Here is a 22,126-nt window from a genome sequence, read left to right as displayed (position 1 = left end):
TCTGTATTAGGATGAGCACGGAACATGATATGCACATGGTCTTGGTCGTGATTCCATTCCTCCAACGTAATGTTGTATGATGAGCCAATGCGAACAAAAATATCTTTAGCATATTGGCTCATTCGTTCAGAGAATACCTTGCGACGATACTTCACTACCAAAACCAGATGATAATAGAGTAAGAACACTGAATGGTTATTGTTATCTAATTCCATAGTATAATAAGTCCTTTCTCTTTTACGACTGATTATACTACCCAATAAGACAAAAAGCAATTGTATGGCTCAATTACTTATGTAAATTCGCCATACCCGCCTTCATCCCCCACCTAAGAGATGGAGGACTTCTTGCGGGTTAGGTTAAACGAAAAACATAAAGAATTAGATGCATAGCGATATGTACAAATCAACCAACTGTATGGAAAGCGTCATTACGCGAAAGCAGATACATACAATACTGGTTCATACTAATACCTTCCTTTTTCGCATGCTCAGCTAATGTTTTATGGAGTATCTTAGGTATACGCAGCTTAAACTGTCCGGAATACTGATTTGCTCCTTCTTCCACAGGTTCAAAGATTTCCATACCATCTTCCAATGCAGACAATAGCCATTCGCGCTTAGCATCTTCGGCATTGCGAATTACCTCTTCCATCGTTTCAGCGCAAGTAATACAACCTGGAAGTTCCGGGTAACGTGCACCATATCCACCCTCCACGGTATCAGGAATGATTTCCAGCTTATAAGGCAAAGAAAGATAATATTCAAGCGTTTTTTCCTGCTTCATCTTCATCAATCCTCTCTACTGCTTCCTTAACTAACAGAACATAAATACGCTTAACAGGCTCATGCGTAGGAATCGTAATACTATCATAACCATGCTTACGAAAAGTCGCATGACTACTGCCACCATGAGGAAATTTCAGCTCATAACCATACGACAACAAAACTTTTTTTACTTCATCAAAACGCAAGCCTTTATCTAACTGCTTAATACGTTGCAGAAGTTTGTCAAATTTAGACACAATAACACCTCTCGTATGTTTACATTCATTATATCATGGTGTTATATATGGTGTCAAAGCATATTCTTAGGAGGATTCCACATGAAATCACTCACAGCATTGTCAGCGGCGTTAAGAGTTTTCTTGGCTGGCTATTTAATTAAATCTCCCTAAATAATAAAAAGGACTTATCAACAGTCTCCCGTTGATAAGTCCTTCCTTTATCTCAGTATGAAATTACTTGAGCTGTGCAGCAACTTCTGCAGCGAAGTCGTCCTGCTTCTTTTCGATGCCTTCGCCCAGCTGGAAGCGGGTGAATTCGGTAACTTTTACATCGCCGAGTACATCTTTGATGGTCTTTTCGGAATCCTTAACGAAAATCTGTTCGTTGAGGCAGACTTCCTTGTAGAACTTATTGATACGGCCTTCAACCATGCGTTCGATGATGTTAGCCGGTTTGCCTTCTTCTTCAGCCTGCTTGCGGAGAACTTCCTTCTCGTGTTCGAGAGCGGAAGCGTCAACGCCATCGCGGTCAACAGCCATCGGAGCAGCTGCAGCGATCTGCATAGCGATGTCCTTGCCGAGCTGTTCGTCGCCGCCCGTCATGTTAACGAGAACGCCGATTTTGCCGCCCATGTGGATGTAGCTGGCCAGACGGCCTTCGGTTTCGTAGCAAGCGAAACGACGCAGGGAAATCTTTTCGCCGATGGTAGCCGTAGCTTCGGTGATCAGCGTGGAAACCTTCTTGCCTTCGATTTCGCTGTCGTTGAGGGCATCCATGTCAGCCGGCTTCGTAGCAACGATGTGCTCAGCAACCTTAGCCAGGAGTTCTTTGAACTGGTCGTTGCCAGCAGCAAAGTCGGTTTCGCAGTTGATTTCCACAACGCAGCCCGTCTTGCCATCAGCAGCAACGAATGCGCCTACAGCACCTTCAGCAGCTACGCGGCCAGCCTTCTTTTCAGCTTTGGCAATGCCTTTTTCACGGAGCCAGTCAACAGCCTTTGCAGCGTCACCATCGGTAGCCGTCAGAGCCTTCTTGCAGTCCATCATGCCTGCGCCCGTCTTTTCGCGCAGTTCTTTAACCATTGCAGCCGTAATTGCCATTTATTATTTCCTCCCTAAATTCGCAAATAATATAAAAGGGTAAGGGATAATAGTCCCTTACCCCATAAGTTTTACCTTGAGCGAGTAATCAATTACTCAGCGGCAGCTTCTGCAGCGTCGCCGCCTTCACCCTGACGACCTTCCATGATGGCATCTGCCATACGGCCAGTCATGAGTTTTACAGCGCGGATAGCGTCATCGTTACCCGGAATTACGTAGTCAACTTCATCCGGATCGCAGTTCGTGTCAACGATAGCAACGATAGGAATGTTGAGCTTACGAGCTTCAGCAACAGCGATGCGCTCTTTGCGCGGGTCTACTACGAACAGAGCACCAGGGAGCTTGTTCATTTCTTTGATACCGCCGAGATACTTCTCGAGCTTTTCCATTTCATGACGGAGGCCCTGAACTTCTTTCTTCGTCAGAACTTCAAACGTGCCATCAGCTTCCATAGCTTCGAGTTCCTTCAGGCGGTTAACGCGCTTCTGGATCGTCTGGAAGTTGGTCATCATGCCGCCGAGCCAGCGTTCGTTCACATAGAACATGTTAGCGCGGAGAGCTTCTTCTTTGATGGCTTCCTGAGCCTGCTTCTTCGTACCAACAAAGAGAACGCTCTTGCCTTCTGCAGCAACGTCACGCAGGAATGCGTATGCTTCATCAACCTTCTTAACGGTCTTCTGCAGGTCGATGATGTAGATACCGTTACGCTCCGTAAAGATGTATTTAGCCATCTTCGGGTTCCAACGGCGGGTCTGGTGTCCGAAATGAACACCTGCTTCAAGTAACTGTTTCATGGAAATAACTGCCATGTTGGTGCACCTCCTGTTTTGTTCTTCTGGGCTCCTCATCTTCTGCACCACCTCCATACCCGAGGCACAGGGCAGATATCGGCAACCCATGCTTTTTTTCTTACACCGCGAAAAATTATATCATAAGAGAAATCCCGGCGCAATAGCTAAAATAAATTTTTACGCGCCTATCCGCAAAATCATGCGGTTTTCATCGCCGCTGGCTAAATAAACCCGCCGCAGACAATTCACCGTAATGGATTCGATAAAGTAATCCTGATAGGTGAACTTGCCCTGCTGGGCGGTTTTGATGATATCATAGGGGCTGCCGTTATCCCGGACAATCAAGGTCAGGTCAGATGCGTTTTTCTCGCCGAGCAGGATGGAAAATTCCATTTGGAAAGGCTTGTCTGCCGCCCGCCTGCTGGCATGCGTACCGATTTCCTCCACCAACACGATCAGTAAATTGCGCTGCTGTGGGGTGATATCTGCAACTGCCATATCCTCTGCCACCTGCCGGGATAATGCCACTACCTTTTCCGTGGTACAATCTGTATCATAGGAATACTGGCGGGCAAGCTTTTCCTTGTCCAAAAACAGCTTGCCTTTACTGCCTGTCCAGAACGCGTTAAACACATAAGCCAGGACAAAGCCCGCACCTGTTCCAAGCCACATCTCATTCATGGAACAGAGTGCCCCCATTTCCATACCCACATAGGGAAAGCCAAGCAGCAGGAAAACTTTCAGCAAGGCACCATAATTCCGCTTTTCAATATAAATATAGTAGTTACTGTACATCAGCGTACAGCCTAAAAAGACGATAAACAGCAGAAAGCAGCGCACAGCCGCCACCGTTTCGGCTATCATCTGTTCATCACGCACACCGAAAAGCATGGGCAAAAAGCCCGCCAGTGCCATGCCCAAAGCGGTAAACAACAGACTGATCAGCACCGTTGCCCGTATGCCGATGTCCATGGTCTTTTGAATGCTGTGCAAATTTTCCTCGGCATGATACTGACAAATCATGGGCTGCAAACAATCCACCAGACCCGTATAGAGGGCAATAATCAACGTGAGCAGATTGACCGCCACCGTCACGACAATCATGTGTTCTTCACCGAAATGGCTGATGACACAGGAAGACAATGCCACCGGTAGCAGCGACAAGAACAGCGTATCCAAAGAGTGATAAAAGCTGTAGACCACGCCATAAAGCACATCTTTGGTATGCCAGTACCAGCGAAAGCGCAGACGGCTGCGCCCACCGTTCAGAAAATAAAGCTGCACCAGCACCGCCGCCAGCAGGCCGCAGCTCGTGGCAATGCCCACGCCCATGACACCAATCTGCAGGCAGAGGACAATATCCAGCAACGCATTGACCACAAAGGTACATATCGCCCCGATTACACAGACTCGTTCCTGACCTTCTGCCACAAATACGGTATAAAAGAATACGTTTAGAAACATCAGCGGCGCATAAAACAGCAGGCCATTGTAATAGTCACGGGCATAGCCCATGAGCTGTGGCGAAATCGCCCAAAAAGCCAGCAGGTTTTCCCGAAAGAAAAACATCCCGGCCACAAAGACCAGCCCCACGCCCACAGCCAACAGCACGCCCATGCTGAACAACTGATTGACCCGCTCGCGGTCGCCCCGCCCCTGCGCATAGGAAAGCATCATGGCCAACCCGTCAGCAATCAGGTAGCTGACAAAGATAATAAAGGTAATCAAGGGAAAAACCAGCGTCATGCTGACGACCGCGTTTTCCCCCACCAGCTGCCCTGCCGCCACGTTATCCGTAAGAATCAGCACATAGGCACTAGCCATGGAAAACATGGCGGCGGCAAAAACCGAACGAAAACGAGTGGAAATTACCGTCTTTTCGCCCCAAAAGCTAAAGCGGCTCACGGCAAAATCTCCGCTAATTTACAATCTTCTGCCTGCATAGCCGAAAGCATTTCATCATAGGCCGCGGCATACTGCTGCATTGCCTTTTCCGAATAACGGCTGGCATCATAGGCAAGTTTCAGCGAATAAGAACCATCATCAAGCACCGTCACCGCGATATCGAGCACATTTTCTGCGGCCGAACGCTTATTGGGCGGCATCTCCTCCACCTGACAGGGCAAGCCGCCAAGGATATAGGACGCTTTAATATCCGTATCCTTTTGCAGGATAAAGCTGGCACATTCACCTTCCAAATCGTCCTTATAAACCATATCCAGCCCTTTGGCATAAGTAATGCCCTTGCCAATCTTGTCCTCCAATGCCGTAAGGAATTGCGTGACGGACATATCCTGCCCGAAATCCCATTTCAGCGGATACTGATTGAGCATCAGCCCCATAAGACGCATTTCTTTAATGGAGGTACGCGCATTATGCACCCAGCTCATAATGACTTCCTTGTTCCCAGTAACCTTGGCCATAGCGGCCATTGCGGCCGCGATAAAGAAGGTATTTTCGCTGTAAGGACGGTCAGCAAAGAATTTATGGTTGATGTTGTTGAGGTCACAGTCCACTGCTCCCTCATGCCAGCTGTCTTCACGGCTGACATCTGTCGGCGGCAGATGTTTTTGCGGGTCAAAGCCGGCTAACATTTCCTGCCAGTAGCGATGGCCTTCCTCCTGCCCGGACTGCAGTTCCTGCGCTTCTTCCCATACATATTCCGCATAGCTTGCCGGCTGGCGTTTCGCGGTCTTGCGCATATAATGTTTATTGACTTCCCGCCAGAAAAGCAGGATAACCGCCGTACCATCCATAATGGCATGATAAAAGTCTCCATAAATATACTTCCCCGAAGGTGTCAGCATCAGATAAATACGATACAGCGGCCGGTCAATAATCTTAAAGGGCTTTTCCAATTCCCGCTTGCGCTCCTCAAAGGCCATTTCCGAAAGAATTTCCACACGCACCTTGGACACGCTGCCATCAAACCGCTGGCAGACCTCTCCCGTATCCGGGTGGAAGACCAGCCGGCAGCGGAAAATATCATACATCTCCAATACTTCATTTACCGCCTCAGCCAGACGCTCCAAATCCAAAGCCTCGTCCAACTTGAGCAGCGCACCGATATTCATCATGGTCGAATTTGCCTTGCGGAAATGGGTGTCCACAAGCCAGCGCTGAATCGGCCTCAGCGGATAAAAACCATCCGTCGGCCCGGTTATCTCTCCGACCTGATTCGCCTGCACAATCTCAAAGAAATTCGTAAAACCAGTAACATCAAAAACATCCATCACTTCCTGCTGCGGGTTCTTGATGATGATTTTGATATCCTGCTTGGCCGCCGCTTTCTTCACCACCAGCAACGCACGCAGCCCAGCAGAAGCAATATAATCAACATGGGAAAATTCCAGTTCAATGACCTTAATGCCAGCCGGAATATCCACCAACGCCTGCTCTAAACTCGGCGCTTCCACAGCATCTAGTCTGCCGGACAGTTCCACCTGCCACAACTCGCCTACAGTTTTTTTGACAACATCCAAAGCCATACCAAACACTCCATTCTATACGCTCTGCCCTATACAAACAGACCTGTACATATAAGCAACCTTATCTGTATTCATATTCGACACACAAATCAACTTTCCTCTATTTATCGCAAACATCTTCAAAAAGTCCCCCATACTGCACAACGTAGTCAGGAGCGAACGGGGAAGTACTTTTTCTGATTCCGCTAAACGACCCTCCCTGAAAAAAATCGCTGTTTAGCTGTATGCGCCGGGCAGGCCAGCGGCGCGTCTTTCAGCGTGCTTTCTAGTAAATGCCTACGTCGGGCCGGCCTTCGCTGTGCTCAGGCAGTCGCTCCTACAGAAAAAGCACTTCCCCGTCCGCCCCAAGTTACGGTCTATGCTATTGCCATGAACTCGTTGCTCCTGTAACAAGAACATCGATGTACTTGTTGCTTATCACCGAGAAAATATCATTTTATACGGACTTTTCTTTGGGCGGAGGTGGTGATGCTTTTCGCCGTGGAACGACCGTCCGAACGCAGTGAGGACTGGCCCACAAACAACAGTTCCTAGAATTTGAGCTGAGCATACGCGCCGCCGGCCTGCCCGGCGCAGGTAACTAAAAACCCATACGTTCACTTGTGGGTCATTCAGTGCAACGGCGAAAAGTATTACCACCTCCGCCCAAACTGAGCTGTAACAAATAATTCAATCTCGCAATAACATCGATAAACTCCAACTTGCCAATTTTACATTAACGCAATAAGCCCGGTGTCTGATGATACGTTTCCGTCGCGTTTGACAAGCTTGTCTAAGCAGAGGAAATGTATCATCAGGCACCGGGCGCCTTTCCCTATCATATTGACTTATGATCCAGCTTATTTGCCCGCCTGCATCCGATTAATCGCACTTACAAGCGCCTGAATGGACGCGGTAATAATATCCGTATCCATCCCGGCCCCCCAATGCGTCTTGCCTTCTTCATCCTTAATGCCAATATAGGCAATTGCGCGGGAATGCTGGCCGATTTCCAAAGCATGCTCACTATAGGTGAGGTCTTTGTACTTCACGCCCAGATTCTTCTGCAGTGCATTGGACACTGCATCCAAACGGCCATTACCCTTGGCCACAAAGGTTTCCAGCTGGCCATTGACTTTCACATCCACCGTACCGGAACGCGTGCCGTCCGGCTCTTTTTTGAGCAGGAAGTCTACAAGTTCATAAGGCTCTGCGATGTTGACATACTCATGCTGGAAAATCTGATAGATTTCATCCGGCATAAGCTCCTTGTGCTTGTGGTCGGAAACGGATTTGACCCGATAGCCGAAATCCTCCCGCATCTTCTTGGGCATATCGATGCCGTACTTCTGCTCCATGATGAAGCCCACACCGCCCTTGCCGGACTGGCTGTTGATGCGGATGACGTCACCATCGTACTCGCGACCCACATCCTGCGGGTCGATATAGAGATAAGGAAGCGTCCACTTGTCGGGATTCTTTTCTTCCTTCCACTTCATGCCCTTGGCAATAGCATCCTGATGGGAGCCGGAGAACGCCGCAAAGACCAACTTGCCCGCATAAGGCTGGCGATAACCGACCTGCATACGGGTCAGCCGTTCATAGGTGTCCACGAGAACCGGCATATCTTCAAGGTTCAGCCCCGGGTCAACGCCCAAGGCAAACATATTCATGGCCACAGTCACAATATCCACATTGCCAGTACGCTCACCATTGCCAAAGAGCGTGCCCTCGACACGGTCAGCACCGGCGAGCAGCCCCATTTCCGTATCGGCTACGCCGCAGCCGCGGTCATTGTGCGGATGCAGGGAGAGCACCACATTTTCGCGGTACTTCAAATGCTTGTTCATATAGGCAACCTGCATAGCGTAGACATGCGGCATGGACATTTCCACGGTTACAGGCAGGTTGATGATGGCCTTTCGGTCTGCCGTGGGCTGCCATACATCAAGCACCGCATTGCAAACTTCCAGCGCATATTCTGGTTCCGTTCCTGTGAAGGATTCCGGCGAATACTCGAAGCGGTAGTTTTCCCCGGCTTCTTCCGTCAGCTTTTTGAGGAGTTTGGCGCCTTCCACGGCAATCTCCTTGATTTCCTCCTTGGACTTGCGGAACACCTGCTCACGCTGGGCCACAGACGTAGAGTTATAGACATGCACGACGGCATTTTTCACGCCCTTCAGTGCCTCAAAGGTCTTGCGGATAATGTGCTCGCGGGCCTGCGTCAATACCTGAATCGTCACATCGTCGGGGATAAGGTCATCTTCCACTAGCCGACGCAGGAATTCATACTCTGTTTCCGAAGCTGCCGGGAAACCAACTTCAATTTCCTTGAAGCCGACTTTGAGGAGCATCTTGTAAAATTCCAGCTTTTCATCGAGATTCATCGGAATAATCAGCGCCTGATTGCCGTCCCGCATATCGACACTGCACCATACAGGTGCCTTGTCCGGGGCGTCTTTCTTCGCCCATTCCAAATCCATCTCCGGCGGCATAAAATAACCTTTACTATACTTCTGATAATTCATCATCAGCATTCCCCTCCATAAAATAATAGCCTTCCCCCTCCTCCAGCAGAGGAGACGAAAGGCCATGCACTACGCATTTCCCTGTGTCGTATACTACAATAACATATTGATACTATTTTTGCAAGTTTTTTGTGTTAATTTGTAAACATCAATTTAACCAACCGTCTTCCTTATGGCCTCACAGTTTTTCTCGTAAACCTCTTTGACGTCAGCTGCCAATGCCGTGAGTTCCTCGCGGCTTTTGCCTGCCCGAATGGCCTGCACCATCTTGTCGGCGGCCTTAAACAGCCCCATCAGACTCAGATTGCCTGCGGTGCCCTTCAAGGTATGCACGCATTTCCCCGCTTTTTCGATATCACCAGCAGCAAATGACTGGGTAAAATCAGCAAAGGAGCCATCGTCAAGGAATTTTACCAAAAACTTATGATAAAGTGCCACATTTCCCATGAACCGTTCCAAGCCTTTGTCGTATTCAACGCCTACGTCACCCAGCGTTTGTTTGATCTCCAACTGCTCCATCATGTTCGCATCCTTTCGCGTTAACAGCCACTCCTGTTCTTGTTCCTATACTTCGCGCTAAAGCCCTTGTTTTCCTGCCGAAGCGAAAAATAATTCCTGCATTATTCTACGCGGCGGTCTTCGCCATCGGTTATGACCTTTTTCCAGCCGTAATACTGCGCATACATGAGGTTGTGGCTGCCTTCTTCGCGTGGTTCCAAATCCGAGCCCCAGGCCAGAACATCCGTATTCCAGGTCACACAGCCCAGGTACTCGCAGATTTCATCACTGATAGGCAGCACATCAATCTGATGCACCACGACCAAATCCTGTTCTTTATGCGCATTGATATAATCAATGCGGCTCATCCATTGCTGCCGCACATCCCATTCCACAGCACAATAAATTGCCGCCGTAGCCAGCCATAAGGCAAAGACAGAAGCAAAAACGCCACGGCACATGCCCTTATGCTGCTGATAAAATTTCTCCTTGTAAGGCATCAGTTCCCTGAGTGCCGTAACCGAAGCGGCGATAACCGCTGCCGTCGAGAAAAAGCCCGCCCGCGCAGGAGCCATCGGCACAAAAATCATCACCAGCATAACGCCCAAAGCACCGGCTATCATCACAGCCTGAAACTTCGTGACCTTGTTCCAGCGCTGGCCTTTGGGCAGCCCAAAGACATAATAACCGATAAGCGCCAGCAGTGGCAGCCACAATTTAGTTACCGGCCAAAAACATTCAGCGAAGGTAATCTGAAACATCAGCGGTGTCCAGTACATATCCGCAGGCAAACCGGGATTGTATTCATACAGCCGCTGCAATTCCATCCGCACCATTTCACCGGGAGCCTCGACCAGCATAATACCACCAATGCACAGGCAGATAAAACCACTCACCATCCACAACTGCAGTTGTTTTTGCTTTTTGAAATGCCACAGCGCAAAAAGTGTGATAAGCCCCGCTGCCGCCGCGCCGGTTTCCACCGACCAGCCGGCGCACAGGCCGCTTACAGCCATCAGCGGAACCGCCCACTTAGGCGGCTTTGCCCAAAAGTCTGCCTGCCAGTATTTTAAGGCAAAGGGCAGTAAAAATAAAAATTCCAACAGCCCCATCCACAGAAATACACAGCTGCCGCACATCCACAGCGTAGTCAAAAACGGGTCCGGCAGGAGAAACCAAAAGGCAAATACCAGCCAGAGCATATACGTGCGGTTCATCGCTTTCAGGCTCAGGCCGGTACCGATACGGAATACCAGTAACAACAAGCTGCCGAACACCAATGTGTTCAGGACGTTAAAAATTTCCTTGCCCTGCCAGGCAAAAAGCTGCGTAAGGCCGATACCTAAAATCCGTCCGCCCCAGGTGAAATAATGCGACCACTGACTGACCACAATATCGTAAAACGAAGTAATGCGCTGCCGCGGCCCCACACCATCCAAAAGGTTGCCCCGGTCGGCACCATCCCAAATAAAGGCATAGGGTATATCGTCCGATACAAAAGGCAGCATGCAGTTACGCACGAAGAATACGCCCAAAAATACCAGTAAAATCATTTGCCAGGATTGTAATTTTTTCACCATTCAATGACCTCCCCATATTTTCCCCAGTCAATTTGCTTATCGATGACAACCCCCTTTACCCCATGATATCGCGCATACATAAGGGATCGATTGTCCTGTGGTTCGCTTTCCAAATCGGCTCCAAACATCAACAGGCTTTCCGTAAGAGAACGATTGCCTGTAATTTTATCCAATTGGCCGGGAAGTTCAATCGCTGGCACCACAATCAGATCATCCTGTCTGTGCTCGTTAACAATTTTTTCCCGCTCAGCCCATTGCTGACTGTATGATGTTTCGATAATCAAACACAGGACCGTTGACAAGAGCCACGAACCGATAGCCGTAAAGCACAGCACCGCTGCCACCAAACGGATTTTCGGTACCTGCCTGCACTGCGCTGCCACCAGCGGTATAATCGTCCGCAGAGCAGCTGTTGAAGCTATCAACAGAAAAATCACACTATGGTAAGCACCATGCGCACGAAAATCCGGTGAAAACATCATCGCACACAGAACCAAAAAACTGCCTGCGGTAAACAGCAGAATGTAATGTTTCCAAGCCCTGCTGCACTGCCCATAGCGCAGGCAGAGCACGATGGGAACAAAGAGCGGCAGTTCCCCGATAAACACCGGCAAAAAGCCGGACACAAAATTATACAGAAACATGATGGGCGTCCATAAAAGTTCCGGCGGCATGGTGTACTCCGGAGCCAGTTCCTGCATAAGCCTTAACCTTTCCATACTGCCCGGCGCCAGCATAAGCAGAAGAAGTCCCACCATAAAGAAGCCAAGCCCCACCACCTGCCAGCTTTGCAATTTTTTCTGCCGATAAAACATCACCAGAAAAGCCAGCGTAATGAGCAGCGTGACAATGGCCCCCGGCTCTACCGACCAACCGGCAAAAAGCCCCAACAGCGCCATCACCGGCACTGCCCAGCCCGCTTTATCGAGTGGCAGGTCATCCTGCCAGTAAGCCAGCGCATAGGGCAGTAAAAAAGCACATTCCAACACCGCTGTCCACAGATACACACAAGCTCCGGTCAGCCATACCATAGTGTAGATATACGAGGGTATGGCAAAAAACAAGCCCAGCAACAGCCATAAAAGACCTGCTTTGCTTTTGCGCAGATGTTCAATCCTGCCTGCCGCCAGCCAAAAGAGCACGAAGACCAACAGAACAAAGAACGCCGTATTGACAAAAGCAAACAAAAAATCATGCGCACTCCTCTGCCAGGCGAAGAACTGCACGGCAAAAAGTGCCGGCACCCGCCCGCCCCAGGTAAAGTAATGGGACCACTGGGATGCAGCAATATCTGCCAAAGAGGTAATTTTCTGCCGCGGTCCAATCTTATCCATGAGATTGCCGGCATCAGCCCCGTCCCAGATAAAGGCATAGGAATAATCATCCCCTACCATCGGCATTAGGATATTGCGCCATAAAAACACACCGGCGCCAAAGAAAAGCAGCATCTGCCAGCTCAGCCGCTGCCATAAGGCTTGCCACAGGCCATACAGTCTGTCCGCCCAAACATCCATGAACAATTATCTCCTCTCATCAACCTGTTTGTTCTTCTGCCGTCCTGCCACAGCCACATAGAGCACCGGCACAATCATAATCCCCAGTATCGTTGCCAGTGCCATGCCGCCCACCACGGCCACGCCCATACTGCTGCGTGCCCCGGAGCCTGCACCATCAGCAAACGCTAGTGGCAGACAACCGGCAATAAAGGCCACCGAAGTCATCAGTATCGGCCGCAGACGCAGTTTGGCCGCCGTCAAAGCCGCCCGGATAGCCGCCGTTCCTCTTGCCTGCCGTTCCTTGGCAAATTCGACAATCAATATCGCATTTTTCGCCGTCAACGCAACGACCAGGAGTATGCCTATCTGCATATAAAGACTGCCGGGCTGACCTGCAGCCAGTTCCGAAACGAGCGCACCGCCAATCCCCACGGGAACGGACAGGAGTACTGCCCAGGGCAGGCGCCAGGATTCATAGATAAAGGTCAGGCACAGGAACACAAAGACCAAGGACAAGCCCAGCAGCACCGCGGTATCCGTCTGTGCTTCCCGCGCATGACGGCTGATGCCGCTCCAAGCGATTTGGAAACCATCTGGAGCTGCTTCACGGACAACTTCTTCCATAGCATCCATCGCTTCACCAGACGAAGAATCTTCGCCCGACTCAATTTCAAAGTGAATGCTCCGCACACCGTCATAACGGCTTATGCTGACCGGGCCAGAGGAAGTTTTGGCCTGCACCAAAGCATCCAGCGGCACCATCGTCCCTTCGCTGTTACGCACAAACAGGAAACGCATGGCCTCCGTTTCACTGCGGAAAGCCGTATCGGCCTGCAGAACCACTTTGTACACCTGCCCAAAGCGGATAAAATCATTGACTTCTTCACCGCCGAAATTTACCTGCAGGGCACTGTAGACATCACTCATGTTCACCCCCAAAAGTTTTGCCTTGTCCTCATTCACCGTAAAATCTGCATAGGGCGTACCCATATCAAAATCCGCTTCGATACTGCCAATTTCCGGATGCTTTTGCGCAGCAGCTTCCACCCGGTCGACAACAGCCTGCAGTTCTTCTTCCGAATGACCGGATAAATCCAACAGATGCAGCGAAACGCCGCTGGTCAGCCCCAGTTCTGGCAAGGCAGGCGGATTGATGCCCGTAACTCCCGCTTCCGGAACAATTTTCTTGGCTGCACCATCCAGCCATTCCAGCAAATCATCCACGCTCTGCCCATCTGCTGTTCGTTCTGACCAATCCTTCAACGCCACAAAGAGAATGCCCGCATCGGGGCACGTATTATCGCCTAACAAATCCGTGCCGCCAACGCCCACAACCGCCTTTACCGCTTCATGCCCCTGCAGTTTATCTGTCAGACGGTTCATGGACTCAATCGTATGATTCAGTGATGTTCCTGCCGGCAAGGCCAAACCGGCCATAACATAGCCCTGGTCTTCTTCCGGCAAAAACTCCTGCGGCATAATGAAATACAAGCCTCCGGTACCCACAATCAGCAGGAACAGGGCAGCCAAAACCAGCTTGCCGCGCCGCAGGCAATAGCCCAAGCATTGCTGGTATTTACGCCCAACCTTCGAAAGCAGCTGCGCAAAACGCGCCAATATTCCCGTTTTATCTGCCGCCTGCGCCTTGTTCCTAAGCAGCAATACGCAAAGGGCCGGGGTAAAAGACAGCGCTGCAAAGGCAGAAATGCTCATGGACGCCACCAAAGTCAGGGCAAACTGCCGGTATAATGTTCCCGTCATGCCCGACAAAAATGCAACCGGCACAAAGACCGCCGCCAGTACAAAGGCAATCGCGATTATCGGTGCCTGCACTTCCCGCATGGCTGCCGAAGCCGCTTCTTCTACCGGCAGGCCGTGCTCGACATAACGGAACACGCTTTCGATAATGACGATGGCATCATCCACCACCAATCCAATGGCCAGAATAAGGGCAAAGAGGGTCAGCAAATTCAGCGAGTAGCCACAGAGATAAAAGACAAAAAAGGTCGCAATAAGCGACACAGGCACCGCCAGCATGGTGATAAGCGTTGCCCGCCCGCTGCCCAAAAAGAGATAGACAATCACCGCGACCAAAAGCAGCGCCTCACCAAAGGTATAGGCAACTTCGGCCATGGATTCTTCAATGAAACTGGTCTGGTCGACCACAATGCGGTATTCCATATCCGGCGGGAACATCGTCTGCGCTTCCGCGAGGATTTTTTTTACCTCGCCAATGGTTTCCAGCGCATTGGCACTATCCGTCAACGAAATGCTGTAGGTCGCGGCCTCACGTCCATCCTGATAGGAAACATAGCGGGTATCCCGCCGTCCTTCCGTCACATTTGCCACATCTTTAACCCGGATCAGCTCACCATGCTGAGCGGATAAAACAATATTGCCAAAATCCTCCGGCGTCTGGCGGCGGTTCAGCACCCGCCCCACCAACTGATGTTCCTGCCCATTATTTACCGGCATCTTCCCCAATGTTCCGGCAGCAGGCTGAACATTTTGTTCCTGAATCGCCGACTGCATATCCGCTACCGCCAGTCCCTTGGCCGCCAGCTTATCCGGCTGGAGCCAAATGCGCATGGCATAATCTTCCGTGTACTCATCCACACTGCCGACACCGGAAACACGTTTTATCTTATCGAGAAAATACGTCTTGGCATAATTTTGCAGAAAAATGCTGTCATATGTGCCCTTAGGTGAGCACAGGGACATGACGAACACCATGCCCGGCATGGAACGGCTGGTCGTTACACCATAGTTCTGCACCGACTGTGGCAGCGAGGGCAGCACCGTTGCCACGCGATTCTGCACGCTGGCAGCTGCTACTTCCCCATCTACGCCCGGGGCAAATTCAATATCCAATTTATAATCGCCCAAAGCGTCGGCACTCGATGACATGGAGCGCAAACCGTCAATGCCATGAATTTCCGCTTCGATGATATTTGCTACCGTATCCTGTACCACCGTGGCATCTGCACCCTGATAAGTTGCCGATACCGAAACCGTCGGCGGCATAATGCTCGGATATTCGGCAATGGGCAGACGGAAGGCTGCCACCAGGCCGAACAAGGTCAGGAGTACAGCGAGTACCACAGCCTGCAAAGGATGACGGATAAAATACTGAGCCAATAAAAACACCTGCCTGCTTAATGTATCATCATGTTACTTCATAAATTGGTCAATAGCCTTATTTAACTGGTCAATCGCTTCCTTGTCGTTATCCCGCACCGCATCCACAATGCAGTGTTCCATATGGTCCTTGAGGATAATCTTGCTGACACCGTTAATGGCACTCTTTACCGCTGAAAGCTGAATGAGGACTTCACTGCAGTCACGGCCATTTTCCACCATACCTTTGATAGATTCCAAGTGGCCGATAAGCCGCGACATGCGGTTGAGCACCGCCTTGGTATGCGCGTGCGAATGCGTATGACCATGCGGGCCATGATGGTCATGGTCCGCATGGTGGTCATCATGGGTATGCGTAACCACAGTTCCATCTTCCAATATATGCGTATGTTCGTTCATTGAATTTAACGTCTCCCTATTGTCATAAATTGTTCATAACGTTATTTATATTCGCTGCAAAGCGTTTTTTTCCTGTCAGCAATGGCAAAAAAATCAGCAGCCTCCCCCAAAAGGGCGGCTGCTGTCTGCCTATGATTATTCAACGGCGATGGTTACATTTTCACCATTGATATTCCATTCCTTCGCTTCACCGGCAAGCGTTCCGTAAGCAACGGAATCGGCCAGCGTGATTTCCTTGAGGTAGTCCTCATTCTTCGCCACAATGGCCTGCAGTTTTTCATTGCCGGAAAGGCTGACTTTGATATGGTCGGTGACTTCAAAGCCATTTTCCTTGCGCATGGTCTGCACCTTGCTGATGATTTCGCGGACGAAACCTTCTTCAAGGAGTTCTTCCGTCAGCGTGGTGTCGAGCGCAATGGTTACGCCGTTATAACGCTGGCAGTTAAAGCCTTCGGTCTGCGCCATGGAAACTTCCACATCTTCCGTCGTAAGCGTCACTTCGCCATCCGGCAGAGCCACGACGAGTTTGCCCGCAGCATCGAGTTCTGCCTTGGCCTTGGAACCATTAAGCTTGCCCAGGGCAGCCTTCACTGCGCCAATCTGCTTGCCGACCTTCGGGCCGAGCACGCGGAAATTCGGCTTGAAGCTGTAAGTCAGATATTCTTCCATATCATCCTTAAAGACAACTTCCTTGACGTTGAGTTCGTCGGCTACGATTTCCTTGAAGAAATCGGAGAGTTCACGTTCTGCGTTCACATACATATGGGCAACCGGCTGGCGGTTCTTGATGTTGGTTTCGTTACGGGACGCACGGCCCAGTACCACGATTTCGAGCACGAGTTCCATGTTCTTTTCGAGTTCCTCATCGATCCAGGCTTCGTTGACCGTCGGGTAATCAGCCAGATGAACCGATTCCGGAGCATTCTTATCAATGCTGCAAACAAGGTTGCGGTAGATGGATTCGGTGATGAACGGAACCATGGGAGCTGCAGCTTTGGCCGTGGTTACGAGTGCCGTCCAAAGGGTCATGTAAGCATTGATCTTATCCTGCTCCATGCCCTTGGCCCAGAAGCGGGCACGGCTGCGGCGTACATACCAGTTGGACAGTTCGTCCGTGAAGGCCTGCAGAGCTTTGGCAGCTTCGGTAACCTTGTAGTTGGAGAGGTCGCTGTCCACTTCCTTGACCATGGTATTCAGGCGGCTCAGCACCCACTTATCCATAACCGGCAGCTTGTCGTAATCGAGCGTGTACTTCGTGGCATCGAAGTTGTCGATGTTGGCATAGAGCACGAAGAACGCATAGGTATTCCAGAGCGTGCCCATAAACTTGCGCTGACCTTCCTGCACGGCATCATCATGGAAGCGGTTCGGCAGCCACGGCGCACTGTTTTCGTAGAAGTACCAGCGGATGGCATCGGCACCATGCTGACCGAGTGCCTGCATGGGGTCAACGGCATTGCCCTTGGACTTACTCATCTTGCGGCCGTCCTTATCCTGTACATGGCCGAGCACGATGACATTCTTGTACGGTGCTTCATCAAAAAGCAGCGTGGAAATGGCAATCAGCGAGTAGAACCAACCACGCGTCTGGTCAACGGCTTCGGAGATGAAATCTGCCGGGAAGCGCTTCTCGAAGATATCCTTGTTCTCAAACGGATAGTGCCACTGCGCAAACGGCATGGAACCGGAGTCAAACCAGCAGTCGATAACTTCCGGTACACGGTGCATTTCCTTGCCGCATTCGGGGCATTTAATGGTCACGGCGTCGATGTACGGACGGTGCAGTTCGATATCGTCCGGGCAGTTGTCGCTCATTTCCTTGAGTTCGGCAATGGAGCCAATCGTGTGCTGATGACCGCATTCGCATTCCCAAACCGGCAGCGGCGTACCCCAGTAACGGTTACGGGACAGGCCCCAATCCTGTACATGTTCGAGCCAGTCGCCAAAACGGCCTTCGCCGATGGATTTCGGAATCCAGTTGACCTTGTTGTTGTTGGCAATGAGCTTGTCTTTGACATCCGTCATCTTGATGAACCAGGTTTCTCGCGCATAATAGATCAGCGGCGTGTCGCAACGCCAGCAGTGCGGATAGCTGTGCTCAAACTTCGGTGCCTTGAAGAGCTTGCCACTCTTTTTGAGGTCGTCGATAATCAGCGGGTCAGCGTCTTTTACAAATACGCCAGCCCAGTCGGTTTCTTCCGTCATTTCGCCCTTGTTATTGACGAACTGCACGAACGGCATATCGTACTTGCGGCAAACGCGGTTATCGTCCTCACCGAAGGCCGGGGCGATATGTACGATACCCGTACCATCGGAGGTCGTAACATAGTCATCGCAAACTACGAAGAAGGCCTTTTTCTTGAGTTTGCCGACAGCATAGTCATAGAGCGGTTCATATTCGCGGTATTCGAGGTCTTTGCCCTTGTACTTTTCGAGGACTTCGCGTTCGCCTTCGACACCTTCAAAGACCGTGTCCACGAGAGCTTCGGCCATGTAGTAAACCGTGCCGTCAACCTTGATTTTCACGTAATCCACTTCCGGATTCACGCAGAGGCCGAGGTTGGAAGGCAGCGTCCAGGGCGTCGTCGTCCAAGCGAGGAAGTAGGCATCTTCGTCTTTTACCTTGAACTTGACCATGGCAGAACGTTCTTTGACGTCCTTATAGCCCTGGGCTACTTCATGGGAAGACAGCGGGGTGCCGCAGCGCGGGCAGTAAGGAACAACCTTATGGCCCTTGTAGAGCAGGCCCTTCTTCCAGATTTCTTTGAGCGCCCACCATTCGGATTCAATGAAGTCGTTTTCGTAGGTGATGTAGGGATGTTCCATATCAGCCCAGAAGCCAACAACATCGGAAAATTCTTCCCACATACCCTTGTATTTCCAAACGGACTCACGGCACTTCTTGATGAACGGCTCAATGCCGTATTCTTCAATCTGTTCCTTGCCGTTGATGCCCACGAGCTTTTCGACTTCGAGTTCTACCGGCAGACCGTGCGTATCCCAGCCGGCCTTGCGCAGCACCTTCTTGCCCTTCATGGACTGATAGCGCGGCAGCATATCCTTGATAACACGGGTCAAAACGTGACCGATATGCGGCTTGCCATTAGCCGTCGGCGGGCCATCATAGAACGTAAAGGTATCGCAGCCCTCACGCTGGTCAATCGCCTTCTGCGCGATGTTATTTTTCTTCCAGAAATCCAGAACTTCCTTTTCTCTGTCCACGAAGTTCAAATTGGTGTCAACCTTGCTGTACAAACGAACTCCTCCTAACAAAAACAACTAAAAAACCTGCATCCCAAAAACAGGATGCAGGTATACCTACACTTATAAACCACCTATTTTTCACGTACCAACATACGCTATTCCGTAACGGGGAATACCGGCGAAGCTTACTAGGCGTTAACCGCTTTCAGCCTGCTGCTCCGAAGTGATTTTCACCCCTTAATACTCTCTACCGGCTCCCACCTTCCCCGGCTCGCTAAAGATTTCTTTCAGAGGTTACTCTCTCCATCAACGCATTTACACATTAACAGTTCATAGTTTACCACAAACCATACGCAATTTCAACGAGAATTTACAACGTAACGCTATCTAAAATTTCCACATCATACCTGCTTTGCCCGCAAGGCCCCGCTGTTTGCCGCAGGCTGCCGTCAAGCCAAGGTTCAGTGTGAAATTGCTGTTTTGCGGTTGATGCAGCCAGCCGATTTCAAAAATGCCGCTGTTACCCTTGAGACTGGGCGTGCCCGTGCTGTACCCAGCCACCGTTGCCTTGGCATCGCCGCCGAATTCATGCTCGTAGTAAGCGCCCAAATAGCCCTTGCTCTCCGCAGAGAAGGCATGTGTCAGCTTGGCACCTAGCCTTAACCGATGGCTGTTGACCGCAGAAAATTGATAGGTTTCGCCGGTGGTCAGGCGGGCAGAGTCGCCACCTGTATGGCTGTAAAAATATCTGAGGGAAACGTCCACTTCATTGTTCCCCGTCAGCTTAATCGCCTTGCCCAAGCCCAGATGCGCCCCATAGTAACTGCTGTCGGTATCATAGCCAATGGATTTGCCCACATAGCCCGTAAAATCCATGGAGCTGTAATCTGCCTTGGTTCTACCGGCGCGAAGGCTGCCCTCGTAGTACATTCCTCCATTGTTCTGGCGGCGGACAAAGATAGCCGCCCCGCTATAATCGCTATCCCCTTTGCCGTGCATATTCCCGTAATAGCTGTCATAGCGCCCCTTACCGTATTCTCCGGCAAAGCCATAAAGAAGTTTGCCGCTGCCACTTTTGATTTCTCTGGCCATCCCTAAAAGGGCATTAAATCCCCGGCTGTCTACATGAGAGCCTGTCTGATAGCGATACTTGCCTCCCTGCAGGGCAAAGAACGGCGACCATTCGCCCCGGACAGCACTGCTGGTTGCCTGTGAGGCCCGTTCTGCCTGCAACAGCCCGTCTGTCGCGATCAAATCTGCTCCTCTGTTTAAGAAGGCCGCCTGCACCGCACGTGTCTCCACCGGAGATTTCGCTTCAGCGGTCGTTTCCGCCTCGCCTAAAACAGCCTGCAGACTGTTGGTGTTCTTTTTAAGCGTATAATGGTAATTGAGCGAAACACCCTGCTTCAGCGTCCCCTCCGTCTGACTGCCATAGCTGAGCGTACCTTGGGCAGAAATGAGATTTATGGTCTTTCCTGCAGATAGTGCGGCATCTCCTGCTGCCGACAAGACAATATTTGTTTTGCTCAGGTCGGTGTTCTCTGTGCCGGTCAGTGTCAGCATATTGCTGCCGGACTGATAAGTTGAAGGCAAATGGAACGAAAGCGTCTCAAAATTGTAGATATTTTTGGCGCTTATGCCCGAAGAAGCCAGATAAAGCGCATTGCCCGTAAACAGGTCGCCAGCATTGGTAAGGTTATAGTTAAAACCATCGGTAACATTCCCGGTCAGATAAACGCCGCCGCTGATTTCTTTTAATTGCGCCGGGAAATAAATCGCAATCTTATTGCCGGTGGCATTGCCAGTGCTGCTCATGGTAATACCGCCATGCAGATATACAGAGCCGTTTCCGGAACCGCCGGTCAGACGGATGGTATTGCCTGAGGCATCGCCTGCGACAGAAAAGCCGCCCAGCAAGGTCAGCTTGCTGGATATCGTGCCGCCGGAGACATTCACTGTGTTATAATTGGCATTGCCGTTCTTTGCATAGCCGCCATAAACCAGCCCCGTGCCGCTGGTGGAAATCGAGCCGCCGCTGATATTGACCGTATTGTAGAGAGCATCTCCATTAAGGGTGTAACCGCCGTAGAATTCGGCATCCACCTGCTCATACTCCGTGAACTTGTTTTTATCGTTGCTTTCAGCAGAAGGAATGGAGGCTGCTTCTCCGCCTGTCAGATTGATGGTATTATAGCGTGCATCTCCGTCATCGGCCTTGCCGCCCCAGATAAAAGCCCTGTACCCACCAATCGTGCCACCGTTCACCGTAACGGTGTTATTATCGGTATTGCCCGTAGTATAGCCGCGCCCGCCGAAGATATAAATTCCCTTTTCAAAAGTGCCGCCATTGATCGTGACTTTATTATCCGCGACATCACTGCCATTATAGCCCAGGCCGGCAGAGACATATGTATATCCCTGAAAATTGCCCGCGTTTACCGTAACATTGTTATTAATGGCAGCATAGCCGCTGCCCGTGGCCTTGCCCGCATAAATACCGGCTGCCTGCCAGGTGCCGGACTCATTGATGAAATTGCCGCTGTTAATGACAATGCTATTGCCTGTGGCACTGCCGCTTGTCTCTGTTATGCCGCCGTAAAAGTAGTTGGCATATTTAGAGTTAGGCACTGCATCCCCATTGACGGTATAGGTGCCGCCATTTATCGTCAACGTGCTATTGGCAGCATTTCCCTCCTTAGTATAGGCAGTATAAAACCACTGATGGCCGCCATAATACGAATAATCCCTATTCAGTGTCCAGTTCACATTGGCTATATTTCCTGTATTATGACCATCTCCCTGTCCATAATATATCTTGTCCTCTGCGTTTACCGTTCCTGTGACTGACAGCCAGCAGGATACTGCCACAGTCAGTAATGATGCCCATCCCTTTTTCTTCATTAATTTTATCCCCCTTC

Annotated in this window: 15 protein-coding genes; all 15 read right to left on the bottom strand. The window is 50.6% G+C overall.

The features are described from left to right. Nucleotides 1-215 (bottom strand): IS200/IS605 family transposase (gene tnpA, locus G598_RS19210; RefSeq protein ID WP_157833378.1); only part of this gene is annotated, 215 nt, incomplete at its 3' end. A gap of 190 nt (nucleotides 216-405) precedes the next feature. Next, nucleotides 406-786 (bottom strand): toxin-antitoxin system HicB family antitoxin, encoded by a 381-nt coding sequence (locus tag G598_RS0115485; protein ID WP_037364739.1) that lies wholly within the window; start codon nucleotides 784-786, stop codon nucleotides 406-408. Then, a complete protein-coding gene (locus G598_RS0115480) occupies nucleotides 764-1,024 on the bottom strand; it encodes a hypothetical protein (RefSeq protein WP_026767683.1) in 261 nt (86 codons plus the stop codon). Before G598_RS0115480 ends, G598_RS0115485 begins: the two co-directional genes overlap by 23 nt. A 216-nt stretch (nucleotides 1,025-1,240) precedes the next feature. Continuing rightward, on the bottom strand, nucleotides 1,241-2,107 hold the full coding sequence (gene tsf, locus G598_RS0115475; RefSeq protein WP_026760183.1) for a translation elongation factor Ts: 867 nt from the start codon (nucleotides 2,105-2,107) through the stop codon (nucleotides 1,241-1,243). A 92-nt stretch (nucleotides 2,108-2,199) separates the two neighbouring features. Continuing rightward, the gene (rpsB, locus tag G598_RS0115470; RefSeq protein ID WP_026767682.1) at nucleotides 2,200-2,916 is read right to left on the bottom strand and encodes a 30S ribosomal protein S2; all 717 of its coding nucleotides are present in this window, start codon (nucleotides 2,914-2,916) and stop codon (nucleotides 2,200-2,202) included. Nucleotides 2,917-3,075: 159 nt separating this feature from the next. Next, nucleotides 3,076-4,803 carry an MATE family efflux transporter gene (locus G598_RS0115465; protein WP_026767681.1) on the bottom strand — a complete coding sequence of 576 codons (1,728 nt, stop codon included), beginning with the start codon at nucleotides 4,801-4,803 and terminating at the stop codon, nucleotides 3,076-3,078. After that, nucleotides 4,800-6,386 carry an anti-sigma factor antagonist gene (locus G598_RS18815; protein WP_051180413.1) on the bottom strand — a complete coding sequence of 529 codons (1,587 nt, stop codon included), beginning with the start codon at nucleotides 6,384-6,386 and terminating at the stop codon, nucleotides 4,800-4,802. Before G598_RS18815 ends, G598_RS0115465 begins: the two co-directional genes overlap by 4 nt. Before the next feature lie 839 nt (nucleotides 6,387-7,225). Beyond that, nucleotides 7,226-8,893, bottom strand: a complete 1,668-nt coding sequence (locus G598_RS0115455) for a 2-isopropylmalate synthase (RefSeq protein ID WP_037364765.1) — start codon at nucleotides 8,891-8,893, stop codon at nucleotides 7,226-7,228. Nucleotides 8,894-9,046: 153 nt separating this feature from the next. Further along, a complete protein-coding gene (locus tag G598_RS0115450; protein ID WP_245582835.1) occupies nucleotides 9,047-9,415 on the bottom strand; it encodes an Hpt domain-containing protein in 369 nt (122 codons plus the stop codon). 98 nt (nucleotides 9,416-9,513) lie between these two features. Beyond that, nucleotides 9,514-10,971 (bottom strand): DUF3329 domain-containing protein, encoded by a 1,458-nt coding sequence (locus G598_RS0115445; RefSeq protein WP_026767678.1) that lies wholly within the window; start codon nucleotides 10,969-10,971, stop codon nucleotides 9,514-9,516. After that, nucleotides 10,965-12,485, bottom strand: a complete 1,521-nt coding sequence (locus G598_RS0115440; protein WP_026767677.1) for a DUF3329 domain-containing protein — start codon at nucleotides 12,483-12,485, stop codon at nucleotides 10,965-10,967. Before G598_RS0115440 ends, G598_RS0115445 begins: the two co-directional genes overlap by 7 nt. Before the next feature lie 6 nt (nucleotides 12,486-12,491). After that, complete coding sequence (locus tag G598_RS0115435) at nucleotides 12,492-15,605, bottom strand: efflux RND transporter permease subunit (protein WP_026767676.1); 3,114 nt, start codon at nucleotides 15,603-15,605, stop codon at nucleotides 12,492-12,494. A gap of 33 nt (nucleotides 15,606-15,638) precedes the next feature. Beyond that, nucleotides 15,639-16,004, bottom strand: a complete 366-nt coding sequence (locus G598_RS20300) for a metal-sensing transcriptional repressor (protein ID WP_026767675.1) — start codon at nucleotides 16,002-16,004, stop codon at nucleotides 15,639-15,641. A gap of 135 nt (nucleotides 16,005-16,139) precedes the next feature. Further along, nucleotides 16,140-19,259: an isoleucine--tRNA ligase gene (gene ileS / locus G598_RS0115425; protein ID WP_026767674.1), complete on the bottom strand. Its 3,120-nt coding sequence runs from the start codon at nucleotides 19,257-19,259 to the stop codon at nucleotides 16,140-16,142. A gap of 336 nt (nucleotides 19,260-19,595) precedes the next feature. Further along, complete coding sequence (locus G598_RS0115420) at nucleotides 19,596-22,109, bottom strand: autotransporter outer membrane beta-barrel domain-containing protein (protein WP_026767673.1); 2,514 nt, start codon at nucleotides 22,107-22,109, stop codon at nucleotides 19,596-19,598. Nucleotides 22,110-22,126 lie beyond the last annotated feature (17 nt).

The organism is Selenomonas ruminantium subsp. ruminantium ATCC 12561 (assembly GCF_000424065.1).
In the GTDB taxonomy this organism is placed as follows: Bacteria; Bacillota; Negativicutes; order Selenomonadales; family Selenomonadaceae; genus Selenomonas_A; species Selenomonas_A ruminantium.
This window is presented reverse-complemented; position numbering and strand designations above follow the sequence as displayed.